Origin of the sequence: Cyclobacterium amurskyense (assembly GCF_001050135.1) — a bacterium.
GTDB classification, from domain to species: domain Bacteria; phylum Bacteroidota; class Bacteroidia; order Cytophagales; family Cyclobacteriaceae; genus Cyclobacterium; species Cyclobacterium amurskyense.
In genome coordinates this window covers 859,097-883,826 of the sequence record NZ_CP012040.1, presented here as the reverse complement: position 1 = coordinate 883,826, position 24,730 = coordinate 859,097, and the positions used below count along the sequence as shown (strand labels likewise).

20 protein-coding genes are annotated in these 24,730 nt (G+C 38.0%); 16 read left to right on the top strand and 4 right to left on the bottom strand.

Annotation, left to right across the window (positions count from 1 at the left end; genetic code table 11):
* Positions 1–22: 22 nt before the first annotated feature.
* Complete coding sequence (locus tag CA2015_RS03470; protein ID WP_048640637.1) at positions 23–1,273, bottom strand: DUF349 domain-containing protein; 1,251 nt, start codon at positions 1,271–1,273, stop codon at positions 23–25.
* Positions 1,274–1,402: 129 nt separating this feature from the next.
* On the opposite strand from CA2015_RS03470, the gene ettA reads away from it, so the two are divergent.
* Together ettA and CA2015_RS03460 are read left to right on the top strand one after the other, a co-directional pair.
* Complete coding sequence (ettA, locus tag CA2015_RS03465; protein WP_048640636.1) at positions 1,403–3,082, top strand: energy-dependent translational throttle protein EttA; 1,680 nt, start codon at positions 1,403–1,405, stop codon at positions 3,080–3,082.
* Positions 3,083–3,311: 229 nt separating this feature from the next.
* A complete protein-coding gene (locus CA2015_RS03460) occupies positions 3,312–4,643 on the top strand; it encodes a pyridoxal phosphate-dependent aminotransferase (RefSeq protein ID WP_048640635.1) in 1,332 nt (443 codons plus the stop codon).
* Here CA2015_RS03460 and CA2015_RS03455 read toward each other — a convergent pair.
* Entirely contained in the window at positions 4,534–5,574 is a 1,041-nt protein-coding gene (locus CA2015_RS03455) for a zinc dependent phospholipase C family protein (protein ID WP_048640634.1), read from the bottom strand. The two genes, CA2015_RS03460 and CA2015_RS03455, sit on opposite strands and share 110 nt — an antisense overlap.
* A 195-nt stretch (positions 5,575–5,769) precedes the next feature.
* Between CA2015_RS03455 and rpsT the strand changes: the two genes are divergently transcribed.
* The 12 genes from rpsT to CA2015_RS03395 all read left to right on the top strand — a co-directional run bounded on the left by rpsT (position 5,770) and on the right by CA2015_RS03395 (position 20,443).
* On the top strand, positions 5,770–6,021 hold the full coding sequence (gene rpsT / locus CA2015_RS03450) for a 30S ribosomal protein S20 (protein ID WP_048640633.1): 252 nt from the start codon (positions 5,770–5,772) through the stop codon (positions 6,019–6,021).
* 176 nt (positions 6,022–6,197) lie between these two features.
* The gene (gene radC, locus CA2015_RS03445) at positions 6,198–6,893 is read left to right on the top strand and encodes a RadC family protein (RefSeq protein WP_048640632.1); all 696 of its coding nucleotides are present in this window, start codon (positions 6,198–6,200) and stop codon (positions 6,891–6,893) included.
* A 6-nt stretch (positions 6,894–6,899) separates the two neighbouring features.
* On the top strand, positions 6,900–7,517 hold the full coding sequence (locus CA2015_RS03440; protein ID WP_048640631.1) for a DUF1684 domain-containing protein: 618 nt from the start codon (positions 6,900–6,902) through the stop codon (positions 7,515–7,517).
* Positions 7,518–7,571: 54 nt separating this feature from the next.
* Positions 7,572–9,983, top strand: coding sequence for a phenylalanine--tRNA ligase subunit beta (pheT, locus tag CA2015_RS03435; RefSeq protein ID WP_048640630.1), 2,412 nt, complete (start codon positions 7,572–7,574; stop codon positions 9,981–9,983).
* 1 nt (position 9,984) lies between these two features.
* Positions 9,985–10,272 carry a hypothetical protein gene (locus tag CA2015_RS03430; protein ID WP_048640629.1) on the top strand — a complete coding sequence of 96 codons (288 nt, stop codon included), beginning with the start codon at positions 9,985–9,987 and terminating at the stop codon, positions 10,270–10,272.
* Position 10,273: 1 nt separating this feature from the next.
* Positions 10,274–10,558 carry a cell division protein ZapA gene (locus tag CA2015_RS03425; protein WP_048640628.1) on the top strand — a complete coding sequence of 95 codons (285 nt, stop codon included), beginning with the start codon at positions 10,274–10,276 and terminating at the stop codon, positions 10,556–10,558.
* 71 nt (positions 10,559–10,629) lie between these two features.
* On the top strand, positions 10,630–12,195 hold the full coding sequence (gene rny, locus CA2015_RS03420) for a ribonuclease Y (RefSeq protein ID WP_048640627.1): 1,566 nt from the start codon (positions 10,630–10,632) through the stop codon (positions 12,193–12,195).
* 302 nt (positions 12,196–12,497) lie between these two features.
* Positions 12,498–13,640 carry a hypothetical protein gene (locus tag CA2015_RS03415; protein ID WP_157470276.1) on the top strand — a complete coding sequence of 381 codons (1,143 nt, stop codon included), beginning with the start codon at positions 12,498–12,500 and terminating at the stop codon, positions 13,638–13,640.
* Positions 13,641–13,700: 60 nt separating this feature from the next.
* Positions 13,701–16,802: an efflux RND transporter permease subunit gene (locus tag CA2015_RS03410; protein WP_048640625.1), complete on the top strand. Its 3,102-nt coding sequence runs from the start codon at positions 13,701–13,703 to the stop codon at positions 16,800–16,802.
* A 345-nt stretch (positions 16,803–17,147) separates the two neighbouring features.
* Positions 17,148–18,344 carry a hypothetical protein gene (locus CA2015_RS03405; protein WP_048640624.1) on the top strand — a complete coding sequence of 399 codons (1,197 nt, stop codon included), beginning with the start codon at positions 17,148–17,150 and terminating at the stop codon, positions 18,342–18,344.
* Positions 18,345–18,890: 546 nt separating this feature from the next.
* Positions 18,891–19,469 carry a hypothetical protein gene (locus tag CA2015_RS03400; RefSeq protein WP_048640623.1) on the top strand — a complete coding sequence of 193 codons (579 nt, stop codon included), beginning with the start codon at positions 18,891–18,893 and terminating at the stop codon, positions 19,467–19,469.
* A gap of 398 nt (positions 19,470–19,867) precedes the next feature.
* Positions 19,868–20,443, top strand: a complete 576-nt coding sequence (locus CA2015_RS03395) for a helix-turn-helix domain-containing protein (protein WP_048640622.1) — start codon at positions 19,868–19,870, stop codon at positions 20,441–20,443.
* 11 nt (positions 20,444–20,454) lie between these two features.
* On the opposite strand, the gene CA2015_RS03390 is transcribed toward CA2015_RS03395, so the two are convergent.
* Positions 20,455–21,051 carry a porin family protein gene (locus CA2015_RS03390; RefSeq protein WP_048640621.1) on the bottom strand — a complete coding sequence of 199 codons (597 nt, stop codon included), beginning with the start codon at positions 21,049–21,051 and terminating at the stop codon, positions 20,455–20,457.
* 332 nt (positions 21,052–21,383) lie between these two features.
* Here CA2015_RS03390 and CA2015_RS03385 point away from each other — a divergent pair, with 332 nt between their 5' ends.
* Together CA2015_RS03385 and CA2015_RS03380 are read left to right on the top strand one after the other, a co-directional pair.
* Positions 21,384–22,427 carry a ParM/StbA family protein gene (locus tag CA2015_RS03385; RefSeq protein WP_262485596.1) on the top strand — a complete coding sequence of 348 codons (1,044 nt, stop codon included), beginning with the start codon at positions 21,384–21,386 and terminating at the stop codon, positions 22,425–22,427.
* A 4-nt stretch (positions 22,428–22,431) separates the two neighbouring features.
* The gene (locus CA2015_RS03380; RefSeq protein ID WP_048640619.1) at positions 22,432–22,992 is read left to right on the top strand and encodes a bactofilin family protein; all 561 of its coding nucleotides are present in this window, start codon (positions 22,432–22,434) and stop codon (positions 22,990–22,992) included.
* A 333-nt stretch (positions 22,993–23,325) separates the two neighbouring features.
* On the opposite strand, the gene CA2015_RS03375 is transcribed toward CA2015_RS03380, so the two are convergent.
* Complete coding sequence (locus tag CA2015_RS03375) at positions 23,326–24,717, bottom strand: sodium-dependent transporter (RefSeq protein WP_048640618.1); 1,392 nt, start codon at positions 24,715–24,717, stop codon at positions 23,326–23,328.
* Between the last annotated feature and the right edge of the window lie 13 nt (positions 24,718–24,730).

The following is a 24,730-nucleotide window of genomic DNA, read 5'->3' as shown; positions in this document are numbered from 1 at the left end:
CTTAAACTAAAACATTTACGCATTAATTGTTTGTAAGTTCTTTTAAAATACTTTTCTTGACATCAACCTTTCGTTTGTGGGCAGCGATTTTTTTCCGCATCATTTGGTCAAATTCGCCTTCCTGGCTTCGGAAGTTTTCCGCATTTTCTTTTACTGTAATTAGTTCTCGCTCATCCCGTGCAATTAGGTCCTTCAGTAAGTTTACTTTAAGGGTGTTTTGCTCAGCATCGGTCATGTCAGCAAATCCTTCATATTTGGAATGGCAAAGATTTTCAAGGAATGATTTTTCAAAAATGATTTCTGAAAAGAATACGAAAGTACCAATACTTTGTTGTGCATTCCTTGGTTTTTTTGGAGGAAGTTTTTTCCACTCAGCCTGCAGCTTCTTTGCGTGGTTGACTTTGCTCTCATCAACAGGTCCTTTAGACATTAGTCTCATTTCCTCAGACCATCTTTCGATCTTTTTTATGATAAGTCCGGGGCTGAGTTTTGGCATATTCTGACTCATTCGTTTGAACTTGCTGAATATGCGGTTGTTTAATTTGGAAAATTCATCCCAAATAGGCTGTCTTTTTGAAGCAGGAACACGACCTGAGGTCTTCCATTCCTTTTGAATCTTCTTACTGATCTCAAAGGCAGTTTTTACATCTGCCATGTCATGCGCTTCTCTGGCTTGTTCCAACAGGTTTTCGTAAACCTTGATGTTTTGTTCTGCTTGTAATGCCAGTCCGTCAAAAAAGTTTTTACGGTTGCCGTAAAAAACGTCTAAAATGTCCTGAAACTGTTCATTGATCTCTTCTTCGAATTCTTTCTCTACAGGGCCGGTTTTAAGCCATTTTAGCTTCAATTCCTTAAAGACCTCTGAAGTTTCTTTCCAGTCAGTGCTTTCCTTGTACTTTTCAGCCTCTTGGATAAGCTCTTTCTTTATCTCCAGGTTTTTTTGTCTGTTGGATTGAATGATTTCTTCAAGAAAAGCCTCTTGTTCTTCCAATTCTTTTATCAGGGCAGGGAAATCTCCCAATCCATCAAATGTCATTAGGGAGGATTTAAGGTGGATCAGTTTCATCAGAAAAGAACCTTTATTTTGATTCTCCTGAATATCACTTTTTAGTTTTTCTACCTTTTGTTTTACAGCTTCAAATCTATCTTCGAAATACCGGAAGGTAGAGGCTTCGTCTTCTTTAACCTCTCCTATTACACGATCTTCCTGGCCTAAAAAGCCTTTCAGATAGATTTTTTCTCCTATAATATATCCAAATGGATGCTCAGTCATGATTTAAAGATTGGTTGTAAATATTTAGTGGTGGTACGGATTTCTGCAAATTAATTAAATATGCTCCATTTATCCTAAGAAAGCCGATTTTTTACCATCTTTGCTATTTAATTAAAACGGAAATTAACCATGAGTAATGAAAAAATAATTTTTTCTATGGCGGGTGTTTCAAAAGTATACCCTCCGCAGAAAAAAGTACTTAAAGATATCTATCTTTCGTTTTTTTATGGTGCTAAAATCGGTGTGCTTGGACTCAATGGTTCAGGAAAAAGTTCCTTGCTTAGAATTATTGCTGGAGTAGAAACTGAATTTCAAGGTGAGGTAGTATTTTCCCCAGGCTATTCGGTGGGCATGTTGGAGCAAGAACCAGTATTGGATCCTACCAAAACGGTAAAAGAGGTGGTTGAAGAGGCTGTTAGTGAGACTGTTAATTTGCTAAAAGAATTTGAAGCGATCAACGAAAAGTTCATGGATCCTGCGATTATGGAAGATCCGGATGCCATGGAGAAGTTGATCGATCAGCAAGGAGATGTTCAGGAAAAACTTGATGCAGCCAACGCTTGGGAATTGGAAACAATGCTAGAAAAAGCCATGGATGCATTGCGTCTTCCTCCGGCTGAAGCAATGGTGGGAAATTTGTCAGGTGGTGAGAAAAGAAGGGTAGCTCTTTGCCGCTTACTTCTCCAAGAACCAGATGTATTGTTGCTTGATGAGCCTACCAATCACTTGGATGCAGAATCAGTACTTTGGTTGGAGCAACATTTGAAAAATTATAAGGGAACTGTTATAGCGGTTACCCACGATAGGTATTTTCTTGATAATGTTGCCGGCTGGATACTTGAACTGGATAGGGGTGAAGGAATTCCTTGGAAAGGGAATTATTCTAGCTGGTTGGAACAAAAGCAAGAAAGGTTAAAAAAGGAAGAGAAGACAGAATCAAAGCGACAGAAGACGCTCGAAAGAGAATTAGAGTGGATTCGAATGTCGCCTAAAGCCAAGCAATCTAAAGGCAAGGCAAGGCTTAATGCCTACGATAAATTGGTCGGAGAAGATGCCAAAGAAAAGGAATCCAAGCTTGAATTGTATATCCCTCCAGGTCCTAGATTAGGTAGTAAGGTTATTGAAGTAAAAGGGGTTTCTAAAGCTTTTGGAGACAAGTTGCTATTTGATGACCTAACCTTTTCTTTGCCTCAAGGTGGAATTGTAGGTGTGATTGGTCCAAATGGTGCTGGTAAATCTACCCTCTTCAATCTTATTACTGGTGATGAAAAACCTGATGCCGGACATTTTGAAATTGGAGAAACAGTAGAAATCGCCTATGTCGATCAAGAGCATGACACTCTGGATCCTGATAAAACGGTTTATGAAACCATTTCCGAAGGCAATGAATTTGTGCAGTTGGGAAATAAGGAAGTGAATTCCAGAGCTTATGTGAGCAGATTTAATTTTGGAGGATCTGATCAGGGGAAAAAAGTTGGAGTTCTTTCGGGTGGTGAAAGAAACCGTGTTCACCTTGCGATGACTTTAAAAAAAGGCGGTAACCTGTTATTGCTTGATGAACCTACCAATGATCTGGATGTAAATACACTTAGGGCTTTGGAAGAAGCACTTGAGAATTTTGCTGGTTGTGCCGTGGTTATTTCCCACGATAGGTGGTTTTTGGATAGGATCTGTACACATATTCTGGCCTTCGAAGGTGACAGTAGTGTTTATTGGTTTGAAGGGAATTTCTCAGATTACGAAGAAAATAAGAAAAAACGTTTGGGTGATTTGATGCCTAAAAGGATTAAATACAAAAAACTTAAATAAGTACCCATTACTTGATAGGTCCCTTTTGTTGCGCTTTGCCGTAGCAAAGGGGATTTTTTTTTAGCACTTTTTTATTATAGGGCTTGCTAGCTATTACAAAACAGAGCGTAAATGAACAGAGATAAATAAAAGTTTTGAGCTTTAGCCCTTCCTTTTTTATAATTTTCGCACAGTTTATTTTCGTTTTTTGTTTATTTGTGTTTTAAAGCTAGGAGCACGTTTGATTATGATGAGACAATTGCTATTGCGTCCAGGCGCTGAAGAATTGAATTATGAGATTAGGGGGATTGTCAAAAAGGCACGTCTGATCGAAGACCTCGGGTATAGTATTACTTGGGAGAATATAGGGGACCCTATACAGAAGAACAATACCATACCGGACTGGATGAAGGCCATTGTTTCTGAACTCGTTCAGGATGACCATAGCTATGGCTATGCGGATAGTAAAGGCATGCTCGAGACAAGGAAGTTTCTTGCTGATTTGAACAACGAAAAAGGGGGCGTTAAAATTGGTTCTGAAGATATCCTCTTTTTTAATGGGTTAGGAGATGGAATTGCCAAGTTGTACCAGTTTCTTACTCCTACAGCCAGGATAATCGGCCCATCTCCTGCTTATTCAACGCACAGTTCTGCCGAGGCTGCGCATGCCAATTCGGCACCATTGACTTATAAATTGGATCCTGACAATAATTGGTATCCTGATATGGAAGATTTGTACAATAAAGTCAAGTACAATACATCTGTTGTAGGTATACTTATCATCAATCCGGACAATCCTACTGGAATGGTTTATCCAAGAGAAGTACTGGATCGGTTCGTGGAGATTGCCAGAGAATTCAACTTGCTTTTGATTGCAGATGAAATATATCAGAATATAACCTATAATGGCTATAAGGCCATTGGTCTAGCTGAGATTTTAGGAGATGACTTGCCTGGAATATCTTTAAAAGGCATTTCAAAAGAGTTTCCTTGGCCTGGATCCAGATGCGGTTGGATGGAGTTTTACAACAAGCATACTTCCGAAGAGTTTACCAAACTCTGTATAACGCTGGAAAATGCCAAAATGATAGAAGTGTGCTCTACCACTTTGCCTCAGTTGGCCATACCAAAGATCATGAGCCACCCTGCTTATAAAGAATACCGAGTTACTGCAAATGCAGCTATAGGGACAAGGAGTAGGATAATGGAAGAGGTGCTGGGAAATGTGAAAGGGATTAAGTTTAATAAAACTAAAGGAGCATTCTACAATACAGTTATTTTTGACGAAGGAGTATTGGAGGAAGATCAATTTCTCCCTGTAGAGGACGATGCTATTAAAGTACACCTAGAAAAATGGTTACAAGAAAAGGACATGCCAAACGATAAAAGGTTTGTTTATAACTTGCTTGCTTCCGAAAAAATCTGTGTGGTTCCAGTAAGTTCCTTTTGTTCTGATTTAAGAGGTTTTAGAGTTACCCTACTGGAAGAAAACGAGGACGTCTTTCGCAATACTTTTGAAAGGCTTGCCAAAAGTATAAATACTTATCTGAATTCTTCCAAAAAAGTACTTCTGGATCAATAATATAAGCTCGATGCTCTCTGATGTGCTTTAATGAATCTCGAGGAGTATAGCTATTGTCATTTTCATACGGGACCTGCATCTTATCAGGATTCAGGTCCCCAAGATTCGGTTGCCCGGCCAGTATCCATGCGCTGTACCAGAAGTCAGCAATTAATTTTATGGTGCGTCTCATTTGTCGTTCTACCTGACCGCCTAGCATTTGATGATAGGCATTGCTAAACTCTCTTGAGTAAACCCTGGTAGTAATATTGCCCCTGTCCTCATAACTGTACTTTTTGTCATCAGGAAATTCCTGAGTCAATACTTTTTCAAACCCAAAAACAGAATCTAAAGCATGGTGGGCAATTTCTATCGCTTTCCAGATTTCTAGTTGAGGGGAAGGGACGTAACTGGCCTTGCCTACAAAGAAATCATATTCTGTAGCGTACAATTCCGGAAGCCTACTTTCCCAGAAACCATGAATACCATATTGTCCGGTGTTCTGTCCATTGTAGTTTTGTGTACTGTGTAGAGGGACATTGATGTCTCCCAAATAATGACCTAAGTCGGCTGCTAGTCTAAGAATTGCTTGTACATCTTTTCGTTCAAAGGCATAGCTTAGGTTTTTAAATGTTTCGTAAGTGCTCCAAGGTGAGATTCCGTATTTTCTTAAACTGTCTTCTCCATACATTGCTTTGGCATCTTTCCAGAATCTTGGGAGCTTGTAAACAGCACTGTCTCCATATATATCGAGATCTATATAATGTTTTTCAGCTTCACCTTTAACGGCATACCTTCGCCTGTCAGGGTTGACGGCCTTGTCGGTGATATAGGTCAGGTGTGGCTTGAAAAACACCATTAGTTCTGGCGGTAGTGAATATACAGCCTGTCTGTTGATCAGCCGGTGTGCATAAAATCCCCAAGCCGAAAGCTCTTGAAAACTACAGGCCATTAAAAGGGAAAAACACAGTATCCATCTTCTTTTTAAATTTGAATGTAATATCACAAATTCAAAATAGTGAAAAAATTGTAGATTTTGAAATCTTCTATTTAGGCATATTTACTTAATTGTTTTGCAATTAAAAATAAAACAGCTAAATTTGCGATCCAATATTAAGCAAAAAAGGAAAAGTTAATTATATATAATATGGCAAATCACAAGTCGGCTTTAAAGAGAATTCGTGCAAATGAAGCCAAAAGGTTAAGAAACAGGTACCAGGCCAAAACCACCAGGACTTTCATCAAAAGATTGAAAAATACTGAAGACAAGGCGGAAGCTCAGGCACTTTTAAACCAGGTTACTTCCATGTTGGACAGGCTGGCTAAGAAGAACGTTCTTCATAAAAACAATGCTGCAAACAAAAAGTCAAAATTGACTAGGTTTGTGAACGCACTTTAAGAGTTCGTTTTACAAGAAATTTAAACCTTGCTTTTTAGCAAGGTTTTTTTTATGCCTATTTTTTTATATTTTTAGAGGATATACCCTAAGTAATCAGGTATTTATATTTTTGTGTGTGCCAACAAAACCGGTTAAATAGGGCTTTTTCATTAAATGGATCTATTCGTTTTTTGCCTATGGAGGATTACAGGTCAATCAGGATATCTGCCCTTGCTGAAGAGGATCGGCCTCGAGAGAAGCTTTTGTTGAGAGGTAAGTCTCAGCTTACGGATGCAGAACTAATCGCCATTCTTATAGGGTCGGGGTCCCGTAATCTTAGCGCCGTGGACCTTTCCAAGTACATATTACACAGTGTCAATAATGATTTGGCCCAACTTGCGAGGTTGTCGGTAAATGATTTGAAGAAATTCAAAGGCATAGGGGAGGCCAAAGCAATAAGTATAGTAAGTGCGCTCGAGCTGGGAAGAAGAAGGAAGGGCTCAGAGCCTCAGAAGAAAGTAAAAATAACCTCCTCGGCAGATGTTTATGCCCTAATGCGTCCGGAGTTGTTAGACGAGGCAATTGAGTATTTTTATGTTTTGTTTTTAAATCGTAGCAATGTGGTTATCAAAAAGCAATTGATCAGCCAAGGGGGGACCTCTGCGACTATCGCCGATCCTAAATTGATTTTTAAATACGGCATGGAAAATTTAGCAAGTGCCATTATTTTGGTTCATAACCATCCTTCAGGGAACCTAAAACCATCTTCAGCAGATATTAGTCTCACTAAAAGACTCTGCTTGGTGGGTAAAAATTTAGAGCTTCCGGTGTTGGATCATGTAATTTTCACAGATGTTGGCTATTTTAGCTTTGCAGATGAAAGCATGATCTAAATTACTATGAATAAAAATTATTTATTACTGGCTTTAGTGGGTACGGTAGTCCTTGGTTCACTGATCTATACCTTTACAGGTACAACGGATCCCGAGCTTTATAAAGAAAATATAGCGGCAGAAAGAGAGCGGCAATTTAAGTTTCTGAAGTTCAATATTGATTCGCCATTAGAGGAAGAACAAAAAAAAGAACTTGATTCATTGGATTTTTTTCCAATTGACCCGGCTTATAAAGTAAGAGGGAGGCTTGTACCTGTTCAAAACAAAAGAATTGTGGAAATACCTATGACTGATGGGACCTTAGAAAGGTATATCAGGCATTCTTTTGTAGAATTTGAATTAAAAGGCGAAACAATCAGACTTCTTTTGCTACAGGCAGAGGATGAAAATGATTTGAGAAACTTCTTCCTGGCTTTTGCCGACGGAACAAGTGCCGATGAAACTTACGGAGGAGGACGTTATATCAACCTACGACAAGATGGATCTTCCTCTATTACCATTGATTTTAACCTTGCCTATAACCCGTATTGCGCTTATAATCCTGATTTTGCGTGCCCAATTCCACCCCGTGAGAATATTTTAGAAATCCCCATTAGGGCAGGGGAGAAAAATTACGATAAATAACCTTTTAGGAGAGGTCATTTATTGTAAATTTGTATCTTAGTCAAAACCGTAATAATGAAAATTTCGATCAATCGACTCAAAGATTATATACCGTTCGATCTGTCTACCAAAGAAATTGCTGATCTGCTTACTGCAGGTGGCTTGGAAGTAGAAGGGGTAACGACCTATGAATCAGTTAAAGGAAGCCTTAATGGCGTAGTAGTGGGGGAAGTGCTAAGCTGTGAGCCTCACCCTAATGCAGATAAACTTAGCCTAACAAAAGTAGATTTAGGCAATGAAATTGTACCTATAGTTTGTGGTGCGCCGAATGTGGCCAAAGGCCAGAAAGTACCCGTGGCCACCGTTGGTGCCATATTGTATCCTTTGTCCGGAGAATCATTTGAAATTAAAAAAGCTAAAATTCGCGGAGAAGTTTCTTTGGGTATGATCTGTGCAGAGGATGAACTAGGTCTTGGTGCAGGGCATGACGGAATTTTGGTGTTAGATACTGATCTTCCAAATGGCAGTCCTGTAGGACCACTGTTTGATATAAAACAAACAGAAGTGCTAGAGATTGGTTTAACACCAAATCGTGCAGATGCCGCTTCCCATTTGGGGGTAGCCCGAGATTTGAAAGCACTTTTAAAAAAGGACTTGGTACTGACAGATGTTGATGCATTTACCATTGACAATTCAGACCGAATCATAGAAGTTAGTGTAGCTGATAACGAGGATTGTCCACGGTATTCAGGCCTGACGCTTAGTAATGTTAAGGTTGCGCCCTCTCCAAAATGGCTTCAAGATTACCTTAAAGCGATTGGTCTTGAACCTATCAACAATGTTGTAGATATTACCAATTTCATCCTTCATGACTTGGGTCAGCCCTTGCATGCATTTGATGCGGATAAAATACAGGGAAACAAGATAGAGGTGAAAAGAATGCCTTCAGGAACGAAATTCGTCACTTTGGATGGGAAAGAAAGAGAGTTGTCTGGAGAAGAATTGATGATTTGTGATGAATCAGAAGGACTTTGTATTGCAGGAACACTAGGCGGACTTGATTCTGGAGTAAGTGAGCAAACTTCTACAATTTTTCTTGAAAGTGCATGCTTCGGAACGGATGTAGTTAGAAAAGGAGCTCAGTTCCATGGTATCAAAACAGATGCTTCATTCCGTTTTGAAAGAGGTACTGATCCCAATATGCCTGTATTTGCCTTGAAAATGGCAGCTTTGCTTATCAAGGAGCTAACCGGCGCCGTTGTAAGTTCTCCAATCACTGATATCTACCCAGATCCAGTTGCAGATTTCGAAATTCCAGTCAGTTACCGACATGTCGATAGATTGATAGGACAAGAAATAGGTAAAGAAAGGATTAAAGAAATTCTTGAATCTCTGGAGATTAAGGTAAGTAATGAAACCGAGTCTGGTTTTGTTGCGGTGGTAAAACCGTATAGAGTGGATGTGACCAGAGAGGCCGACATCATTGAGGAAGTGCTAAGAATATATGGGTTCGAATCCATACCTTTAAAAGAGGATTATCAAGCTGATTTCCTTGCTGAGCACCCAGAAAAGGACACAAACAAATTACAATACAGGGTTACTGAAATGTTGGCAGGTATAGGTTATAGTGAAATACTGACCAATTCCCTTACCAAATCAAGTTATGCCACCCAAGCATCCTTCCTTGATCAGGAAAAGGACGTAGTTATTTTAAATAAACTAAGTGAGGATTTGGGAGTGCTTCGCCAAAGCTTATTGTTTACTGGCTTGGAAGTGTTGGCTCACAATATTAACAGAAGGCAGAAGGACCTGAAATTGTTTGAGTTTGGAACTGTTTACGCAAAAGGCTCTGAGGGTTATGACGAAGGGCAAAGGCTTTCTCTTTTTCTAACCGGAAATGCTACGCGTGAAAATTGGATGCAGGCAGTGAAAGCTGTCACTTTTACAGATTTGTATGCTGTAGTGGAAGCTTTGTTAACAAAGCTAAATATCTCCAATCAAGAGGTGAATGTTATTGAAACCAGCCCCTATTTATTTGGCTTGGAATTAGTAGTGAATAAAAAGCCTGTAGGGCATATAGGTCTTTTATCTCCAGAGATTGGTAAGTTGGCGGATGTCAAGCAGGAAGTTTATTTTGCAGAGCTTGACTGGACTAGGCTTACCAAATTGGCTAAATCTCAGGGGAAATTTCAGGAAATATCAAAGTTCCCTGAAGTTAGAAGGGATTTGTCCCTAGTAATCGATCAAGAGATCACCTTTGATCAAATTAAACAATTGGCTACCACGGCTGGAGGCAAATTGTTGAAAAGAATTAATGTCTTTGACATGTATAAAGGGGATAAATTGGAGGAAGGAAAGAAGGCGTATGCCTTAAGTTTCTACCTTCAGGACAATCAGCAAACCCTTACAGATAAGGTTATTGACAAAACCATGGGGAAATTAATGCAAACCTTCGAAAAAAATGCTGGTGCTTTGATTAGAAAATAATATGAAGGTATATGAGGAGCTTCAAAGATTAGAGAGCCTGTCTGAACAGGTTGAAAAAAAGGTAAAGTTCCTTGAACAGGAAAATACTGCCCTCAAAAATCAACTTTTGGCCTACCAAAAGAAACTGTTAGAGCAGGAAGAAGCACTCGAAGATTTTAAAAATCAAATTAAAATTAGTAAAATTGTAAGAAACATACCGGTAGAAAATAAAGCGTCTGCTGAATTGAAGGGGAGAATTGATGACTATATAAAAGAAATCGATAAAATTATTACTTACCTGTCTGAATAATATGGATACACTTTCGATAAGAATTAAAATTGGGGATAGAGAATATCCAATGAAAGTGAAGACCGATGAGGAAGCCAGAATCAGAAGGGTAGGTAAATTAATTAACGATAAAATAAAAAAGTACAGAGAGGAATTTGGACTGGAGGATCGTCAGGACTTGTTGGCAATGGTGGCTTTCGATTGCATGGTTGAATTCCTTGAAATTAAGGATGACCAAACGGAAGGTACTGAGCAAGTCAAGCATGTACTTCAACAGGTGAACCAAAATCTTGAATCATTGCTCTGATCTATTATAGTCGCATTCGGCCTAACAACGAAGTTACCCATTCTGTCCGGTAGATAAACTCAAATATATCTATGGGAATTTCAATATACATAATACTATCCGGCGCAATTGGCGTTTTGATCGGGGCTTTCCTGGCAGGATTAATTATTAAAAATAACAGTAAGAAAATAGAAGACGAGGCTCGCGAAAAAGCGCGCAGCCTTGTTCGTGAGGCAGAAATAACTGCAGAGGGTATAAGAAAAGACAAGATTCTGGAAGCCAAGGAAAAATACCTTAAGCTAAAATCAGATTTTGAAGAGGAAGTAGGTAAAAAGAAGAATATTCTTATCACCAATGAGAATAAACTTAAACAACGTGAGCAGATCCTATCTAAGGAGATGGAGCAAATCAAAAGGAAGGAAGCTGAGCTCGATAGTAAAAAAGAAAACCTCAATGCCCAGTTGCATGCCGTTCAGGTACGAAAAGATGAACTGGATAAAGTAACTCATCAACGCATTACCGATCTTGAAAAAGTAGCCTTACTTACTAGGGAAGAAGCAAGGGAACAATTGATAGAAATGCTTAAAGATGAAGCAGCTACTAAAGCCTCATCACATATCAAAGACATCCTGGATCAAGCCAAATTAAGTGCTACCAAACAAGCCAAAAAGATTGTTTTGGATACCATTCAGCGAACAGCTACAGAGCATGCAATTGAAAACTGTGTGTCCGTGTTTAATATTGAGAGTGATGATGTTAAAGGTAAAATCATCGGTAGAGAAGGTAGAAATATCAGAGCGCTAGAAGCTGCCACAGGAGTGGAAATTGTAGTTGACGATACCCCTGAAGCCATTATTATATCAGGATTCGATCCTGTTAGAAGAGAAATTGCCAGATTATCACTGCACCGTCTTGTTCAGGATGGAAGGATACACCCTGCACGAATAGAGGAAGTGGTTGCTAAAACGGAAAAAAATATTGATGAAGAAATCATCGAAATTGGTGAAAGAACTTGTATAGATCTTGGTATTCATGGATTACATCCTGAATTAATCAAGATGGTAGGAAGGATGCGTTTCCGATCTTCCTATGGTCAAAACCTTCTTCAACACTCTAGGGAAGTGGCTAAGTTATGTGCTACCATGGCTGCTGAAATGGGCTTTAATGCCAAGTTGGCCAAGAGAGCAGGATTACTTCATGATATTGGTAAGGTGTATCCTGAAGAGGCCGAATTACCTCATGCTATTTTAGGTATGGAGTTGGCTAAAAAGCACAAAGAGCACCCTGAAGTCATTAACGCTATAGGAGCTCACCACGATGAGATAGAAATGACATCCATGTTGTCCCCAATTGTTCAGGCCTGTGATGCCATCTCTGGGTCACGTCCTGGTGCACGTAGGGAGATTATGGACAGCTATATCAAAAGACTAAAGGATTTGGAAGAATTGGCTTTAAGCTTTGAGGGAGTAAACAAATGTTTCGCCATGCAGGCAGGTCGGGAGCTACGCGTACTTGTAGATGCTGACAATGTGAGTGATACTACTGCCGGAAATCTGTCTTTTGAGATCTCTCAAAAAATCGAAAAAGAAATGCAGTACCCAGGTCAGATAAAGATTACTGTAATAAGGGAAATGAGGTCAGTGAATTATGCCAAATAAAGGCTAAAAGTAAATCTTTTCCTGATTGTTGTAAAGGCAATTGTTCAATTCGAATAATTGCCTTTATTTTTTTGCTCGAAATTTCGAGAAGTATTGTTTTTTATTTTGAAATTATTTTTTTAGTTTTAGTAGAATTGCTTTAACCAGTTTTTGGTTTGGGAGCTATGTTGGACCAAATTCTTGTCGGTTCGACACTATAAGGTTTGGATTAAAGTCGCTTTTGTGCGTCACCTTAAATTTGATCAAGCTTAATGATTTGATTTTATTGTTTTAGGCAATTTATACCTATGCAATCAAGTACCATGAGACATCTTACACTGTATCGTTTGTCCCTTCTTCTACTGATTTATACCCAATTCTCTTGCTCTTCTGGCACTGATAGGGTTGAGTCTATTGAAGAAGTGCCGCAATTTATAGTAACAGACAGCTTGGTTGTAGATTATTTGGGTGTCTTGACCATTCTAGATATCAAAGCAGATAGATCAGAATACTTGATGTATGATCCCCAAAGAAAAGAATTTTTACGTGTTAATGAACATGGTGATATCATGCTAAGCAAAAATCTATCAGCAGACGGAAAAGATAGCTTCGGGGTCTATTTTTATTCTGCCCATTACTATGCTGATGACAAGCTTTTGATTTTCCCTTACTCAGGTGGGATTTACACCTATGATTTCCAATTTAATCTGTTAAGCAAAGAAACTCCATTCAACATTTTTACCAATGCTTTAGGAAGTGGGATAGCGACCCTCCTTGTTGATAATAAATTATTTGCTAATAAGTACCCGGAGAAAGCTTCTGTAGATCTTTATGCACATGAAGATTACCTTGCTCGTCACCCTTTCCTTACAACCTATGATCTCGACAAGAAAAAAGTAATAGCAGAGCAATACCTACCTAAGGAATCACAAATCATTCAACATCCAGGCAAATACAGTGAGCCGGCACCTCATTCCATTATGATGGAGGATGAGTTGTATTTGTTGTTTTCCAATTCTCCAGAAATTTACAAATATTCTTTCCCCGAATTAAAATTGCTCGGCAAGGTAGCATTAAACCCCTCTGATAAATACGTTCAGGTTAAGCCGTTTCCGGTGGAAGCTTTAGGAAATGGTGTTTTCAATAAGTTGGCAGGATCTGAATATTTTCACTTTTCATCATCCAACGGTTATTTGCTTACGGGGTACCTGGGGGCGGCACCTCAGGACAAAGTAGATGCATTGCCTCAAGATTTATTGGGTGGTGAGGATTTTATGGCATTGGTTAAAGAATACAAAATCCCTTATTATCAAATTAGAAAAGGGGGTAAAATTCTATGGGAAGGGCAAAATGACACCCGCTTTAAATTTAAAGGAGGTCATCTTTTTGCTGATAGAAATATTATCCAACCTAAAGTGGAAGAAGAAAAGGATCATGTGGTATATTACTTCTATGAAATTGGGTAATAGCATTCATGATCAAATGGCGCATATTTATTTAATAGGTACTTTACATAAAGGATTTAAATGACACCTTTTCGATTAGTTATCCTCTTTTTTGTGGCCTCAATTATAGGGATTGCTTTGATTCCCAAGCTGTCTGTGGATCTCAATCCTCCAGAAAAGGAGCCAATATTAAATATTAGTTATAGTGTTCGTGGTGCTTCGCCTGAATTGGTGGAAAAACTTGCGACCTCACCATTGGAAGGAGCCTTTACCCAACTATCAGAATTGAAGAAAACCACTTCAGAATCCAATTATAATTCTGGGAATATTCAATTGCGCTTTGACAAACGCACGGACATGGACTACAAAAAATTTGAAGTCGCAGCATTGATCCGGCAGGTTTTTCCCTCAATGGATAGTAAGGTCAGTTACCCGAATGTGACTCAATCCTCACAGAAGAGCATTCAGGAAAAAAAACCAATTCTAACTTACAGCATCAATGGCCCATTTGCCTCTTTTGAGATTAGGAAAATTGCCGAAGATGTCCTGATAAGCGAATTAAATCGAGTAGAAGAAATTGAAACCATAGAGATTAGAGGTGCAAATGCGCTCTACCTTTATGTTATTTATGACATCCAAAAACTACAATCATTAAAATTTTCCAGGTCTACCTTGGAGAATAAAATAAGGAATTCTTTTGGTAGAAATTTCCCTGGCTTAGTGAAAAATGTGTCTGGGGAATCCATGTTTTTGGAAATTGATCGCTCCATAGTGGATAAAAGTGCTTTGGAGAACCTATTGTTAGGCAGTGTGGATGGCAAAGCGATTTACCTCAAAGATGTTGCGACCCTTACCCTTGAGGAATCAACGCCTCAGCAATATTATAGGATCAATGGCAACAATTCAGTGAACCTTACCATCACCAATAGGGATGGGGTAAATAAGGTTTTGCTGGCGCAGAAGATTAAAGAGATAATTAATGCATCAAAAGTGAACCTTCCGGAGGGCTTTGATGTAAGGTTGGAATTTGACGACACTTCTTTCCTGGATAAGGAGCTAAAGAAAATATACAAACGATCCGGTTTGTCCATATTGATTTTGGTGGTGTTTATATTTTTAATCAATCGTAACTTCAAATATTTACTGACCTTATTTTTAGGCATTATAGTCAATGTTAGTTTAACAGTAATTATTCTTTACTTGTTAAAAGTGAACATTCACATGTATTCCTTGGCGGGTTTGACCATTTCTTTTGGGCTGATTGTCGACAATGCCATCATTATGATTGATCATTTGCACAAGCATAAAAACAGAAAAGTGTTTTTAGCCCTTCTTGCAGCCTCACTTACCACCATAGTGGCATTGCTTATGGTTTTTTTACTGCCTGAAGATGACAGGCGAAACCTTGGGGAATTCTCTGTGGTAGTAGCTGTAATGCTAGCCGTTTCCTTGTTGGTGGCATTGTTATTTACGCCTGCCATGTATGATTTGCTCTTCGGAGAGAAGCAAAAATCCATCAAAAGACTAACACTAACTCAGCTTAGAAAGCGAGTGGTAGCCTTTACTAAATTCCATCAGTTTATAGGCTTTGTCGCGAGATTTAGGAAATCATTTGTAATTATACTGATCTTATTGTTTGGGCTTCCTATATTTTATCTACCAGCTAATTGGGAAGGACAGGAGTGGTACAATAAAACAGTGGGAAATAGTTACTATCAAGAAGAAATCAGACCCTATGTAGACAAAACTTTTGGAGGTTCTTTCAGGATGTTTGTTCGTGGTGTGTTTGAAAAGTCTTCTTACCGAGAGGCGGAGAGAACCAGACTTTATGTCAATGCGACATTGCCATTTGGGAATACTTTAGAGCAAATGAACTTTATAATGGGAGAGTTTGAAACTTTCCTCAAAGGTGTGGAAGGTGTGGATAAATTTGTGACCACTGTTCGTTCCGGACAGAGCGCACGTATAGAAATCACCTTTACTGAAGAGCATGAAACCTCAGCTTTGCCTTATAGGCTTAAGGGAAAGTTGGCAATGAAGTCAACCGATTGGAGTGGTGTTCGATGGAGTATTTATGGTGTTGGACAGGGCTTTTCGGTAGGGCCAGGTGGTGAAGGGATTCCCAGCTTCAGAGCTGAACTGAGAGGGTATAATTATTCGGAACTTGAAAGGCAGTCTGAGGTTTTGGCGGAAAAGTTATTGGCTCATAGAAGAATTCAGGAAGTAAATACCAATGAACGTCGTGGCTGGTCAGAGAAAAAAACAGAGGAATATGTTTTGCGTTTTGACCAACGTAGGTTGGCAATGGCTGGAGCCAATCAATTCGAGGTGGTGAATGCCCTTAATGATTTGTCCCAACATGCTCAGCCTTCCATGTATTTGGAGGTGGACAATGATAAGTATGGGGTTGTGGTAAAAGAGAAAAAATCAGACCGGTTTTCAAAGTTTGACCTGGAAAACACCAGTTTGATATCGAGTGAAGATAGGATTTTTAAAGTCTCGGGTTTTGGTTCTCTGAAAAAAGAAAGTACGACCAATGCGCTTCATAAGGAGGACCGGCAATACATCCGACTGGTATCCTTTGATTATATGGGTTCTGCAAAATTTGGAGGGGAATACCTGGACGAAGTCATTGAAGAAATGAAAGTTAGTATGCCAATAGGTTACTCTATAAGTAAACAATCCTATAGCTGGAATTATGACAAGGCCAAAAGACAATATAGCCTGTTGTTGGTGTTAATCGTGGGGATATTCTTCATTTGTTCCATTCTATTTGAAAATTTCAAGCAGCCCTTGTATATAATCTTCATTATCCCCATTTCTTTTATTGGCTTGTTTCTGATATTTTCATTGTTCGACTTCTATTTTGACCAAGGAGGTTATGCTGCTTTTGTGATGCTTGGTGGGTTAGCAGTGAATGCCGCTATATTTATTGTCAATGATCTTAATAACCGAACCAAAGGCAATTACAATCGAAACGTATTAAAGGCGGTAGGAGGCAAGGCCACCCCTATTTTATTGACAGTCCTTTCTACTTGCTTTGGATTGATACCATTTGTCATGGAGGGACAGGGTGAGATTTTTTGGTTTTCATTGGCTATAGGTACTATTGGTGGTTTGGTGTTTAGTATGGTGGGTGTATTTTTGGCCCTCCCAGTATTCCTGTGGAAGAAAAATGGGTAGATCCTTGAGATTGATTTAGTTTTTCTTAATTGTAAGTATTCCACTAGAATTAAAATGATTTACTTTTTACTGTTATGACATAGCTAATTTGTCGTTTTGTAATTACCGGCCGATTATTACCTGAATTATAGAAATGGTGATTTCCTTTCATGTACTTTTGTTCCTTATTGTTCCATAAGTTGGTTGGTATTAAGCCAGCTGTTGAGATCTGCCTGGGAATAATGAATAAGTTGTGAACCCGGTGAGAATAAATTAATAACCTGTCTATTTTCTCTAATTTAAACCAGATTAGAGAAAAAACATTAAGAATACCTTTATTCAATGTTTTGGTAAAAACTAAAATTCATGAAATCACAAATGGTCAATTTCCGTAATTGTTTAGTTTCTGTTTTAATCCTATTTGGCTGTTCCTCAAAAAATATAGAAGAAGAGCAAGGGCCAACGCATAAAATGGAATTTGTATTAGTCGACAGTGTCATGGTTGATATACTTGAACCACTTGTAATTGATGATCAGCAATTGTCCGGAGAATCTTTTTTAATGAGAGGGAGAAAAAGTAGAAAGCCTTATCTGATCAGTAATAATGGAAAAGTAATTAAAGTTTATGAAGTGTTGAATGAAGGGCCTAATGGGATAGGCGTAAATGGTGCTTTTGGTTATAACTTTTTGGGAGAAGACAAATGGGTGGCTAAAGATATTTTGTACAGGTACCAAATCTATGATTTCGAAGGGGAAAAAACCAAAGTGTTGGAATCTATTAATTTAGGTCTTTTTGGTGTGACGATAAGTTCTTACCAAACTTTTTTTAGAGGTTTTAAAAAGGAGGATGAGGAGATGCTCCTCGGAATTGAAAACAATCTATTTGATCCGGGTTTTTTGTCTAAAGGAGAGTTAGCGCAATCTGTTTACTATGATTCCGTCAAAACAATATTTACCTATAAGGCCAAAGATCAAGTTCTGAAGCAATTTGAAGCTTATCCGAAAACATGGGGACCAAGGATGGAGAAAAAGTTTGTGGGGAAATCAGAGCCACTCTTTGCGTACCATAGAAGCAACCATCAATTGGCCTTACTCCCTAAGGTGGGAAACCAGTTGTTTATTTATGATTTCTCAAGTGATGAGCCCAAATTACTTTATGAGGTGGCGCTTTCTCATAGATTTAGGCCTGATGTTGTCCCTGAAATTTCGAAAGAAGCTGAATTTACTTCTTCTTACCCTAGGTTTACAGACCTTAAATTTGTCGGAGAAAGGGTGCTTGTAGAGTTCAAAACTAGAATTCCCGAAGATATTTTGCTCCGTTTAAAGGCCCAATCTTCAAGGGTGGAAGAGTTGCCAGAGTTCCAAGAAGCCCAAAAGACCTTTGTGAAGACCTTTTACCTGGTAATTGAGGATGGCAAACAAATAGGCGTGGTGGAAGGCTTGCCTGTTCCTGGTGCACTGGATTTTGCCACAGAAAGTGGTGATATTTTTATCAATGATAACCTGGAACCACTGTTTGAAAGGGAGTATAATGTTTTTTATCGGTTGAAATTGGTTAGGTAGGTTTATTTTTTAGTCTATTTAGTTATAAAAAATGTTAAAATGATTTTTTATGGTGTTAAAAATAACCTAAAAAAAATTAAATTCTGATTTTTTGTTAAAACCAGGTTGAAATTATACCTATGTTTCTTTAAGATGAATTGCTTGTTAGCTAAATATTAATTTAGGAATACATAATAATTAATCGAATTGTTGTGTAAAAAATAATTATCATATATTTTTATTGAATTATTTGTAATTCATGTATTGCTCAATTACATTTGTGTCATGCTTACGTAAGTCATAAAAATAGAAGGAGCCAAAAGGGTTCTGCGAAGTATTGAAATTTCCGAACAATCAGTTTATAAACAAGCTAAAAGCGAATACTGCCAGCCTAGGGTTGATGCAGTATCAACAGACAGATTGAAGGAAAGTGGAAATATATCAAAGAACAGCGATTGCTAATTCTAGCTCAATTACCTGCCCAAAGTAATTAGCCTCAATAAAGAAATGTCAGGAAGTTCCTGGCAGAGGTTTTTAAAGTTAACATACCTTTAAAAATTTACGATCATGAGATTAATTATTGCAACAATTCTCGCTTTTACATTAACAACAACAGTTTTTGCCACTGCACCTGTTGAGAATCCAATCGTCACCCTGGAAAAAGTAGGTGATAACAAGTTTCAATTGAAATACTTAGAAATACCTGAGGGTAAGGTGACTGTTGCTATCAAAGACAAAACGAATAGAATTATTTTTAGAGATGTAATTGACGCTGAAAAGGTGTTTTACAAAAATTACAACTTGAACAAATTGGATATTGGAAGCTATCAATTAGAAGTCTTCAATGGTAAAGACGGAAAGCTGTCTGATTTTGATATTGTTCTTGATTCTCATAAAGTTGAGAAAACTTTTTTCGCTAGAATGATTGCTGTAGATGACAAGACTTTGGCACTTTCAATGAGCAACCTAAATGGAGTAGATAAAACGCTAGAAATCTATGACAATGGAAACTTGATTCATGAAGAAGCCATTACTGGTTTGACTTTTGGGAAAAAATTCAAATTCAAAAATCTTGAATCAATGAAGAGCATAGATGTGAAAATTGTAGAAGCAAATGGTGAAGGTAAATTTATCTTCGTTAATTAATAAAAAACAACACTTACCACTAACTACTAGAAGGGGCTGATTATCAGTCCCTTTTATTTTTTTGTTTAAGTTTTTTTATTTTTTGATTTAACCCGGATTATGCAATTGGGTTAGTTATAACCTGTCCTAGCTTTACTCAGGAAGTGGGGTAATCAGGCAATAGAAGGTCTATTGCCTATTTGGAGTTTAACCCAGGGTCCGTGCAAAGATTCGAAATAATCCAGCCTAATTTCTTGTTGGGGAAGTGATTTCAACGCATTATGGTTATTTTACTTCTATCCCTCCCCTTTTTTAAATGTCCTGACATTGAATAGAACTTGTTAAAATCTAGGCTAATGGAAAAGTCCGAAACGATGAAGTAGATGAAATTTATTTATTAAAACCATTGTTGTATACAGATGCCAATAATTTCTATTACAAATATGGTTTGTCCTCGATGCGTAATGGCAGTGGAGAGGGTTTTAAAGGATATGGATGTTCCATATGAACAGGTAGAACTTGGGACAGTATTTTTTAAACAAGAACTTCAGCCCTTACAACTCCAGCAATTTGAAGAACAATTGCGGAACCTTGGTTTTTCTATAGCGAAAAGCAGGGAAGAGGTATGGATTGAATCCGTAAAAAGGATATTGATTGAGCTTTTGGATAAAGATCCTTCTCACCTTAATTCCCCCATTTCAAATTTGTTAGTTGAAAAAGTTGGGATGGACTACAGTCGCCTTAGTCAATTGTTTAGCCATTCTCAGGGAAAGACAATTGCACAATATTTTATTGAATTAAAAATTGAAAAAGCTAAGGAATGGTTAAGTGTTGAAGAATACAATATAAGTCAGATCGCTTGGAAACTCGGTTATGGGAGTGTGCAATATTTTTCTACACAGTTTAAGAAAACCACAGGTTTAACTCCCAGTGAGTTTAAAAATTCTCCAGAGAAATCACGCAAATACCTGGATAGTTTAGATAGCGTGAAATAATGCTTAACTATTCAAAAAAGTCGGATGCCAAGAGAGAGGATTATTTGATTTTGTCTCTGATCTGTTGGTAGGCGCACATAGGATTTGGCAATTTTGCCCAAAGGCCCTTCGTATTTCAAATCCAAGATAAAATTGGCAATGTCCAAACCTATTCCAGCCTGATAGGCTATTGTCGCTTTGTTGTAGTCTGGCTTTACAGGTAGGGAAGCATTTGATGACAAGTCGCTGTCTAAGATAAAAGCTATTGTAGGTCCAGCCTGTAATCTAAAGAACTCTGCAATTTTAAATCCCGCCATTATTGGCACATCGACTTTATCAAATTTGGCAGTATAACTTACTGTGTGGTTTCCCTGCGTTCTGATAAATTCTCCTCCTGAATTGGTATAAAGTATTTCCGGTTGGATGAAAATATGATTGCCTCCAAGTCTTGCGAAAAGGCCGGCGTGATATCCCATTTTTTCATTACCACTACTAAAAGAGGTGCCGTTTACTGTGATGTTTCCTTGAGAAATCCCGATCTTTGGGCCGATGGAAAACTCTTGTGCTAGTAGGGGTGAATAGGAGCAAAATTGGATGAGGAAGAAGGCGATTATGGGTATCCGTCTCATAGTATTTATGATTTGGTTCTATGACAAAACTAATAAAAATCAAATTGGAAACGTGAATTTCCGCTTTTAGCAAGTTGAAAAAATGAAACTTTGTAATAAAATCTTTTATTTTTAACCTTTTACAAAAAAATGAACATAAACTTAAGGAACAAGCTTGTTATTTCGCTAAGGTTCCTTTAATTTGTCTTTAAACACAAGATTAAGTGTTTAAGCCCTGACATCTGATAGCGTATAAAAAGTTATACAATATATAATTGAAAGGACGTTCAGTAATAAGTTGATTTTTGAGATTGTTTTAATAAAAAAAATAAGGATAACCGTTTTAAAAAAGGATAAAAATAATTTCCATGATAGAAGTAATAAAGTACCCAAGTGTATTGGAAAGTAGTAATCTCGAACTTAGGAATGTAGCAAGAGATTTAGTTTCAGGGCTTAAGATATATCACGACAACATAGGATATTTAGTTGGGGATTTGGCTTTATCCGAAGGTACATCTCCTCATAGAAATATCAACAGTTCTCCTGAAGAAAATGACTATAGAATTTTTTTAAAAGCGGGCTTATTATTAGCTTCTCAAAAATTGGGTAGCCCGATTACTGTTACAACAGGATTTCCTTTTTCTACCTTTCAGGTGTTTAAGGAGAATGCCTACAGATTATTAGAAAATGAGCATATTATAGAGTATGATACCCAGACCTTTGGTGGAGGCGGTAAGAAAAAAATGGCTGTAGAGGTAGATAGAGTAGCTGTTATTCCAGAGGTAGTAGGATGTAGTATGGCTGTAAGGCAACTGTACAATGATGCTCCGAAAAACTTTTTCATGATCAGTTTGGGATATGGTACTATGGAGGCCATTTTAAGTACAGAAGGAGGATTGGTTCAGAGATCCAGTGTTTCTACTTTTGGCCTTAGGTATGCGATAAACCTAATTACTAGGGAACTTCAAAAAGACAATTATCTGGATCTGAAAACTGAACATCAAATTGATCAATATTTCAGTGAAGGAACGATCATACTAAACAGAAAACGTTTAGATCTAAAAGAACTTAGAAAGCAGGTAATTACTCAGTATTATAATGATGTGATTTCACCTTCTTTGAGAAAGGCATTTTCTGATAGCGATTTTGCTAAGTCAGGAGACATTTATTTAGCTGGGGGTGGAGCAAACTACAGTGAACTTGTTAATTTGTTTAAGGATGAATTTGATGGGTTATTGAATGTTCACGTTCCTGAATCTCCTGAGCAAATGGCATCCATAGGTTATTGCTTCAATAGCCTTGCTATCAATGGGGGAGCAAAAGATAAAGCAGTAGGGCTTGATTTAGGTAACAGTTCTACTATACTTACTACTTTTAAACAAGAAAAAGGAGATTGATAATATGAAATTCGGATCCAGCAAGCAACAGAATAAAGAAGCCAATGTAGGTAAAGTGACCGTTTTATCATTGGGTTTCGAACTTACAGGTGATATTATTTCCAAAAGTGATATCAGAGCAGATGGTATACTCGTAGGCAGTATTCGAACAGATAAAAAGGTGGTAGTTGGAGAAAAAGCTTCCATTACAGGAGATATAATCGCAGAAGAAATCAGCATCAATGGTGAAGTTGTTGGTGATTTATATATTAAAGGTGACACAACTGTTTATTCCAATGCAAAGGTATCTGGTAATATTATTACGAGCGCTATTCACATTCACAAAGGAGCTCAAATCAATAGTGGGGTACAGGTAGTGGAACCTAAAGCTGTAGATGAAGCGTCTAAGTCCAGCAAGATCAACTCAGTGAGTAGAGAAGAACTTTACTCTATGTTGGATGAAAAAACGGCTGAGAAAAAAGAAGCCCCTGTGAAACCAATTGCAAAACCACAGGTAAGAACTTACACCACTGATACTTCTTCTGGAATGGATGATGGCAATAAGGATCTTCCCAGAACTTGGTAGAAATTATTTTAACCCGAAATATGTAATAGACAATCTATTACGTGCTGAAATCGCTTCAAAATCAGCCACTTCGTTGCTGTTTGGAAATTTCACCATAGCGGTGCTATGCTAAAATTTCCAAACAGCCTGATTTTCTTGCGATTGCAACACTTCCCGTAAACTCGGGACAGGCTTCACCCCTGACTATTGTCAGGACGGAGAAATCCTATTACATAATCCGGGTTTAATACTTATAGATAGAAATCAAAAAAGGCAACCATTGAGGTTGCCTTTTTTGATTTCTAATAATGTCGTTTTGTTGTAGGTAATAAGGGTTTAAGGTTCAGTGTTGAATCATCCTCCTTCTCCAGGTTCTCCGAATACACCTACCATATTGAGTAATACAAATATTATCACGATGGGACAGATCCATTTGATAAAAAACATCCAAGCCTTTGCTGGAAAGCCTTCAAATGAAGGAGCGCCCATGGAAAGTTCTGAAGCAAAAACGCTGACTTTTTTAATCCAGCCGGAGTAAAGACTTAGCATTAAGCAAATCACTACAATGGCTAAAGTTCCAAAGAAGAAATCCATAAGATTAAAGAAGCCTATGATATCATTACCAAAGAAGTTGATGTGCATAACGTTAAAGAAGTTTCCTTTAACAGATGCCAGGGAAGAAGGAATACTTAAAAACATTGCGGCTATACCGATTGTCCAAGCTGCCCTTTTTCTTGACCATTTTCTTTCATCTATAAAATAGGCGACAGGAACCTCAAGCATGGAAATACTAGAGGTGAGTGCAGCGACCAATAAGAGTAAGAAAAACAAACCTCCAATAATATTTCCGAATGGTTCAATTTGATCAAAAACTCTTGGTAAAACATTGAAAACCAAAGCAGGTCCTTCATCTGGGCTCACACCTGGTAATAAAGCAAATAGTGCAGGGAAAATCATTAAACCTCCCATAAGTGCCACGGTGCTGTCCATTCCGGCTATCCAGGCAGAAGACTTGATGATGTTATTGCTTTTCGGTAGGTACGATCCAAAAGTTATCATCAGTCCCCAACCTACAGACAAACTAAAGAAAGCTTGTCCAAGAGCAGATAAAACCACTTTGCCATTTATTTTGCTAAAGTCTGGAGAAAGGTAATATTCTAGGCCTTTTGATGCTCCAGGTAGTGTAATTGACCTTGCAGCGATAAGGATGATAATTAGAAACAATACGGGCATTAGAAATTTAGCCGCTTTTTCAATCCCACCTGAAATCCCACCTAGAACCACACTAATGGTTAATAGTATGAAAATCATGCAAAGAGGAATCACATAATGAGGTGTCTGAATAAAAACCTCAAAATCAATGGGGATGTTTATTAGTTCAGTAAATATGTACCCAATAGTCCAACCTGCAATTACTGAATAATAGCTAAGTACGGCAAAACAAACTACCACACACAATACCCCTGAGGATTGCCAGAACCTATTTCCTCCAGTTTCTTTGATAGCACCTACAGGGTTTTTTCCTGACTTTCTACCTAAGGCAATTTCATTTAGAAGTAAAGGAAGTCCTATTAGGAGGACGCAAACCAAGTAGACAAAGACGAATGCACCGCCACCATTTTGGCCAGTTATATAGGGGAATCTCCAAATGTTACCTAATCCAACGGCCGATCCGCCGGCAGCCATGATAAAACCAAATGATGATCCCCATTGTCCTCGAGATGGGGTTTTACTAGATTTTTGCATATTTTTGGGGTGG